The organism is Oligoflexus sp. (genome assembly GCF_035638955.1).
In the GTDB taxonomy this organism is placed as follows: domain Bacteria; phylum Bdellovibrionota_B; class Oligoflexia; order Oligoflexales; family Oligoflexaceae; genus Oligoflexus.
Window position 1 is genome coordinate 1 of sequence record NZ_DASQYZ010000376.1, and the last position, 7,087, is coordinate 7,087.

A 7,087-nucleotide genomic window follows, 5' to 3' on the forward strand; every position below is an offset into this window, starting at 1 on the left:
TATAATGGCGAACCGACATGCCGACCCCCCCAATTTCCAGGCACATTTGGGATGACTTTACATGTCAATAAGAGCAGATTCACCAGCGAATAATACCGTCAATTGTATCAGGAGGCTGTCCGGCTGCTGGACCCATCCTGATATTTTTAAGGTTTTGCTGTTCACCCATTGAAACACGTAATTTTTCATAAATCACCAGATTAAAATTGAAGATCCTGCCCGTAGTATACAATTATGCATGACCACGGAACGAATGCCTATAAAATAGGATAACAGTTAAATTATTGGGAAATTTATAAGTTACCTCTTACATGAGTGCCTTGGCAACCAAGGTCATTTTCGGTGTAGATCCCACCGTGCCACCTCGATTTATATTGGAACTTTTCAATGTTCAACCGGCAGCTTCCACTGTAGCTGAACCTACACATTAATAAAGCAGCTTATGGCGCTTCATTACAGCTTCCTTCGCTAATTTGGGCCTACTTTTAAGGTCAACGCTCGATAAACCCGCCTGCCGATCTTCCTGACACACGCTTAACCTTGGGCATTCAGCTTATTGGTTGTCTAAGGAGTGTGACTTACCAATGGCCAAATACGATATAGTGACTCGAGCAGAGCGCCGACGCAAATTCACGGACGAACAACAATCGGAAATCGTCAACGAAGCTCTCGGGCCTGATGGGGTTATTGCTGAGGTGGCGAGGAAATACGAACTTTCCCAGAGTCTTCTTCACCGCTGGATACGCGAAAATCGAGATCGGGCGGAGTTCGCCGTTTTGAAGGTGGGCGAAGGGACATCGGACCCAACTGCCGGTCTCTGGTCAGAGAACGTGGTTAAAACAATTGGGGCAATAGGACTTATTATGGTTACTGCATCTGGAGCCCGAGCTTGCAGCATTCCTGGTGGGAAACGACTTCCGTCATTCAACCAGTCGCCTGAGACGCTTAATTTTGCTGATCGACAGCCAGATTTTGCTGAGGGGACACCTGCATTGTCAGGTCCTTGATCCCGGCCTTTAAACAGAAGCTTCCTCGTCTGAATAACTTACTTTGCGGAGTTGAGAGCTGCGGCCTGATGCGTGATACAGCGCGGATCATTGTAACTCAGGGGCAGCAGCAGGCCTTTTGCACTTAAAACCGCCGGCATGGGCTTTATGATGCGGATTTTTGCGAAGCCCTTGGTTAATTCGTTCAGGCTCTCCGTATCCAGACCTTTTAAAGTTTTTTTGATCCGGGCCACCGAATCGTTGCCCCACCGTTCTGTGGAAACGAGGTACATGCCATCCTGGGTTCGCAGGAGATATTGAGAGTAAAAAAGCAAGCTGCTGGATTTTTCCAAATGGCTCAGAGGTTCCTGCGGATTCCAGACTTCCTGATCCTGACAACGCTGCCCCCCGGACGCGAGGCAAAGCGAGACACTTACGATCTGTTCCTCCTGGGTCGGCGGCAGGCTGAATTCCTGAGCTCGCTCTTTCGTTATATCATCCAGACTCAAACGGACCGATTGCACGGTCCTGTCGCCCCCAAGGGTCTCCAGACTCAGCTGAAACGCCTTCTGCCTGAGCCCTGGTGCCAGCGCTTTCACGGTATCAAGATCGCCCGTCTTACACCATAAGGCGCGCATGTCGAAACCAATGGACAGCTTATCCGCCTTACCTGCATGTGACGTCACGATTGGCCGTAATTTTTGCGCTATGAGCAGGTTGTGCTGAAGCTTCAATTGCTCCTGCTTCGGTTGTTCATTGCGCTTACCATTCGCTGTTGCCATGCGGGCAGGCATGACCTGAGGAGCTGATAATGAAGTTACGACAGGAACTGCAGACTTTTTCCGCCAAATCCCGACTGCCAGCAGCATGGCGATGACGATCAAACCTATCAATGGCGTCGGTAGTTTCATTACTTCTCATCTCTTCTGCCAGATGCCTGGCTGCCCAGTCGTTCCTGCAGGAGCAGATCACCTGTCATAATACCGTTCGCAAGAATATAATGCTCATCGTCCTGAAGGGTTGAGCCCTCGAGGCTTAAGTTCCATACGGTGGGGTGTTCGGCTGCATCCTGGCTTAAAGGGACGATTTCCAGTACGGTTTCAGCCTGACTGCCGTTCACAATGACTTCATCTTTGAGCAATTCGTGCGCTTTGCGTAGACCCGATGTCGTTAGAAAAGGGTGCTCGCCCGTGACCTCGACCGCCCCAAAAGTTGTCGTAACGCGAAGAAGAGGGAATTTCTCCGGCCCCGCAATCACTCTTGCGACTCGCGAAGGCTTCTGGAGACGCGGATTCCACACCCAATCGCCCTGCCTGATCAGGCGCACGGGGCGATCCGTGCCATCGGCCATCCGGATACGAGTATTTTCCTGAAAGCAGCCACAGCTATCGCGGGTGCCAAGCAGCTGTCGCTCACACGCCGGCGCAAGGTAGGCAAAGTAACGGAATAGATGATAATTGTTTCCATAGGTTGTCGTAAATGCGTCCGGATTAGCGGCATTATACTGAGAGGGCAGAAGCCCGGATGCCTGATGGAGGGCTTCGGCAATCAGCTCCTGGTTGCCGCAGATGAGGCCTTTGCCTCCACCATCGATAAGGTTATTGGTTTCATTCCAGTCGGCGGTGTCGAGCTGCTTCGGATCCGTAATCCCAAGAAGACTCTTATCGAAATGCGTGACCAAGGCCCCAGGCACCTGGGCGATATCCTCCCAATACCGAATGGGGCAGGAACTTTCGCACGCTCTTGCCCCGGGGCCAGCCTGGGCTGTCTGCTGGGTGGCCGACGTAACAAACAGGTTTTTTTCAACCCTGAGGCCGGTGGATTCTGTGCCGTCGACCGCATACGCAGAAACTCGTATGGGAACGCCCACAACATTTCCTCCGCCCACTCCGTAATCAACAGATATTGCGCAGCCTTGAAATGCGGCACGTCCGGAGGTGGTCCCGCCGGGCAGAATGCTTTTGACGATTTCCCCCAGCACCACGTCCTGCGCCTTAATATTATTGGCGCTATGAACGATCTGCCCTGAAGTGCCATCGATACCGAGGATTGACGACTGCCCGCTCATTTCGATTTCCGCGTAATGAACGACGCCCGAAGCCCTTACTTGAAAAACATAATCCCCAGCGGGCAATCCACTCCCGGTGGATCCAAAGTCCTGGCTAAACGTGGCCTGACCAGGGGCCTTGACCCACAGGCTTAAAGCTGTTGGATAGGGGGGGACAAGGTTGATACGGGCTGTTGCGTTGAGAGCTTTGGCGGAATAGGACTGAGACCGTTCCAAGCTGGACCCGGTTCGGACGTCGACCGATTCTATGTAATAGGGATGGCCCGGCCGTGAATTCTGCCTTACGATTTCGACAGCAGCAGGCTGGGTCAACTTATTAAGAACACTGTCGGTCCCCTTCAACACATTGAGAAAGTCTTCATAATGTGCATGGTTAGTCGCCAAAGACCCGAGATGGACTTTTCCCTGCGAAACCGTGACATGAGTCAGAATGAGATTTGGATTCTTAAGGAAGGTCCACTGACTTTCAAAGTAGTTCGCGGGATAGAGCGCGGGTTCATATCCCGCTCCGATTTTAGCTTCATTCACCAGAGCCTTGAATGTTGAAATGTTTGAAAGGTTGAGCGTTTCAGCCAGATTTCGGGAATTGGATATTCGGGATTTCTCCACATCCTGGTTTATTTCCTTTTGGCGAAGGCTAACGAAAATCGTCGTGAAAGCCAGGGCCGCCAGTCCTGTCAGTGCCACTAAACTCGCTGACCCTGTTTGATTCAAGCTCACGCTCCACCTCGCTTTTCGATGCACTGGAACAGTAACGACCCAAGGCGATTGGAAGTGTAGTGGTCAGCCTAAGTAGTTGGTCCTGAAGAGAAATTCCGAGCGGAATTAAAGTCACGTCGGACGACACTGGGCAAGGTTTCGCAGGGATCTACGCTGCAATACGACGCAGGAAGGATGAAATAGCCCTGTGTCGCTTAAGAGACTTGCCGCGCTGCCTGGAAAGCGGGAAGTTGGACTGGGAATGCAATGAGAAGCATCCAGATCCACTGCGGAGTGTCCAATCCAGCACTTATTCCATACGGAAAGGGCCCCCAGCCCCAGGGCTTTCGAAGGGGTGAATGGCCACACAGGTATTCTCCAATCGCAGTGGGTCATTCTCAGCCAGACCTGTGTCGTGGCAAACCAGCATTATTCCTCTCTTCTGCTGGCTTACAGATGTTCAGTTCAAACGCATGCGGGTACTCTGAGCACACTCGGTATGAACCCGAATCGTCCGAAGAAAGACGCTGGAGATAACGTCATTCAAAGGATTCCGGCTTTGCCTCGTGATGAGTGCCTTGGCATCGGTGACGACAAGCTCTATATCGATCTTTCCCAGGTACACCCGATTGAAAGCAAACAGCTCAAACAAGCTGCGATCGGCATCTTAGCCATGCGGCCGCGAAGACCCTCACTGGAATTGAGAGGATGGCCATTATCAAAAAAGGTCAGATCGATATTCAGGGCTCCCCTCCATTCGAGCAGTTTTACGCCCTCGCAGGATAACTGCGTCCGGGGAATGCTCCTTTCAGAAACTCACCTCGACCTCGGAAATGTTTGCGACAGAGCCTCGCCACGAGAAGCGATACATTTCGAACTTCACTACCCCAGCTACGATGCCGTCTGGGACACCCACTGAGACGGCTGCATTGCTAGCCTCTGGGACACCCTCTGAGACATCCACTGATACGGCTGAATTGTTAGCCTCTGGGACACCCAATAGGACACTGGTACGTGCAGTGGTAGAGACCCACCAAAAAGCTTCAGAACCGTTGACAACAAAACAGAGCGCTGTCGATAGGAAACGTGAAGGTGCATCTTCTGCGGGGAGTTTTTCTGATGATCTCGAGATTGATTTCGAGATTGAGGAGCAGCGACAAACTCCCAGGTATCCGCTATTGGAGCTGTTTGTAGCTGTATTGGATTCATCCATATCTGGACATGTGACACAGAAAATCAGTCACAGGTTGATTTCAGAATATTTTAATTGGACGGACTCGAAAGTTAAAAAGCTGATCCAACGCATAGCACACGACAATTGGATCGCTATCCATAGTGAGCGAAGAGGGTATTGGATCAGGTACGAGGTTCATCCAAAGATTGTTCAAGCAATTGAAAAAGAGAAGCCGATTGACCTAAAGAAGTTTCAGAAAATTAAACAAAAAGAAGGGGTTATGAGGTATTAACAGTAGTTTCCTCTGAGACCCCCTCTAAGACACCTAGTGGGACATCCAATAAGACAAGCTTTGAGACACCCATTGGGACAGGCAGTAAGACAAACAATGAGACAGCCAATGGGACAAACACTGAGACAACCACTGGGACAACCACTGGGACAAGCTCTGAGACACTGAAATTAAAGGTATTTTTAAAGATTTGAGAGCTTTATGATTGATATCGGTAGCGCAAGGTATGAGTGCGGCTAACACTCACACCCTGCTAAGACCAGTCCCCCTGACACGAGGAGAACTGAACCTATGGGCTATGCTTCCACAACCCAAGAAGAACGTCATCGCAAATCTCCGGCACGGCAAGAAAAGAATCGCGCAGAAAGAGAGCGCTATTGGGAGAGCAAGGGTCTTACTCCCGAAGCTGCTAAGCTGAGAGCAGCTATGCCCTCACGCCGGCGCCTGCGCTCCCTACCAAATTCTCAGCCGGAATTGCACCAAGTACCTGCCCGCGCAGCTGATGTAGCAGCAAACCTGGAATCGGCTAACCTGGAATCGGCAAACCTGGAATCGGCAAACCTGGAATCCAGAAAGTTTCAGGCTTGGAAGAATAAATACGTAACTGATGTACCCCAACCTAGCCGTGACGAAGTGCAGAAAATGGTGCATCAGCTGCAGCTGTCTACGCCAATCTCAAGCCGTTCATCATCAGGTGCGGAAATACACGCTGTAGCCCGCGAGGATATTTTCAGACCTACGGTTCAAGTAGTTCATGAAAACAAGGACAACAGTTTTAAGTTTGAGCGTTGGCCATTTATAGGCATTGCATTTGCCTGCAGTGCGTGGTTGACGACTTCTCTATGGGACACGCTTGGGGGAACCCTTGGAACTCTTATAGTTGCAGCTGCGTTTGAATATGCTCCCCCTCTACTGATTGGCGCAAAAACCTCTGATCCCAGATCCCGGCAGATCGCCGTTTATGGAGCTGTAGCGATCTTTCTTACCAGTATTCTCTTGTTCATCGCGCCCCATGTTCAATTGTTCAGCAACGAATTTAAACAATACCGTTCAGCTCAATCACAATATGACTTGGACATGGCCGCATATCAGCTGGAATCCTCCGCTGCAGCAAAGTTATTGAGTGCTGCTGAATTCCGGTATCAACGCTCGTCTGTTGATTATCAGAAAAATAGAAGAGATCTGGGCGACAGCGCACCGGAAACTTTGCGCTCGAAGCGTCAACTCGATAAAGACTTTGCAACATGGAAGGTACAGTCTCAGACGAAGGCTGCTCCGCAAAGGCCTTCAGCTCCGGTACTTTCTGACGAGCTTCGGAAGGCTTCGCAAGATATAGCTCAACGGATTGGTCTACAGGCGATTGCCTGCCTGATGATGTTCGTATTACGCAGACTTGACGATAAAGCGAGGTGATACAAAACCGGCGTTAAAAAAACAAATCCCCCTGCGAGGGGGAAGGTCTTGCGACCATCGAGACGAATTTTAGAAGCCTAGTAACTCCTAAAATATCCCGCCTCGATCTTCAAAGCAAGACATCAAGAAAACTTTGTCAAAATCCAACCAATTTCAGCCATTTTTGCGGCCTAAAGCCGCAGCTGTGAATGGGTCAGGAACCTTTTGCCTGGAGAGCCATGGATGGCTGCAACAGCAATCAATCGTGAATATGAAGGGCAGGGTCGCCCGCGGAAGAAAAAGTCTCCGCAAACCAGCAACCCATCCCATTATCAATTTGCCCTGTGGTCGTATGAGGATGAAAAACGCATCGCGGTGCCTGTCGGTGGGGTCCGACGTGACAAGCGCGCGGAATATCCTTTAATCTCAACGACAATCATGAATGAAGGCACACGCACAGAGACCCTCATCTGGCT

The 7,087-nt window shown here is 50.6% G+C and carries 7 protein-coding genes; 4 read left to right on the forward strand and 3 right to left on the reverse strand.

Going from position 1 to position 7,087, the window contains the following annotated elements; translation table 11 throughout:
* The first annotated feature begins 584 nt into the window (after nucleotides 1–584).
* Nucleotides 585–1,007 (forward strand): transposase, encoded by a 423-nt coding sequence (locus VE954_RS32695; RefSeq protein ID WP_324960947.1) that lies wholly within the window; start codon nucleotides 585–587, stop codon nucleotides 1,005–1,007.
* A gap of 38 nt (nucleotides 1,008–1,045) precedes the next feature.
* On the opposite strand, the gene VE954_RS32700 is transcribed toward VE954_RS32695, so the two are convergent.
* The 3 genes from VE954_RS32700 to VE954_RS32710 form a co-directional block, all read right to left on the reverse strand.
* Entirely contained in the window at nucleotides 1,046–1,897 is an 852-nt protein-coding gene (locus VE954_RS32700; RefSeq protein ID WP_324960949.1) for a hypothetical protein, read from the reverse strand.
* Nucleotides 1,897–3,774 carry a hypothetical protein gene (locus tag VE954_RS32705; protein ID WP_324960951.1) on the reverse strand — a complete coding sequence of 626 codons (1,878 nt, stop codon included), beginning with the start codon at nucleotides 3,772–3,774 and terminating at the stop codon, nucleotides 1,897–1,899. Before VE954_RS32705 ends, VE954_RS32700 begins: the two co-directional genes overlap by 1 nt.
* Nucleotides 3,775–4,213: 439 nt before the next feature.
* Nucleotides 4,214–4,405 carry a hypothetical protein gene (locus VE954_RS32710; RefSeq protein ID WP_324960953.1) on the reverse strand — a complete coding sequence of 64 codons (192 nt, stop codon included), beginning with the start codon at nucleotides 4,403–4,405 and terminating at the stop codon, nucleotides 4,214–4,216.
* Between the two features lie 367 nt (nucleotides 4,406–4,772).
* On the opposite strand from VE954_RS32710, the gene VE954_RS32715 reads away from it, so the two are divergent.
* The 3 genes from VE954_RS32715 to VE954_RS32725 form a co-directional block, all read left to right on the forward strand.
* Nucleotides 4,773–5,219, forward strand: coding sequence for a hypothetical protein (locus tag VE954_RS32715; protein ID WP_324960955.1), 447 nt, complete (start codon nucleotides 4,773–4,775; stop codon nucleotides 5,217–5,219).
* A gap of 291 nt (nucleotides 5,220–5,510) precedes the next feature.
* Nucleotides 5,511–6,632, forward strand: coding sequence for a hypothetical protein (locus tag VE954_RS32720; protein ID WP_324960957.1), 1,122 nt, complete (start codon nucleotides 5,511–5,513; stop codon nucleotides 6,630–6,632).
* A 222-nt stretch (nucleotides 6,633–6,854) separates the two neighbouring features.
* Nucleotides 6,855–7,087 (forward strand): hypothetical protein (locus VE954_RS32725; protein ID WP_324960959.1); only part of this gene is annotated, 233 nt, incomplete at its 3' end.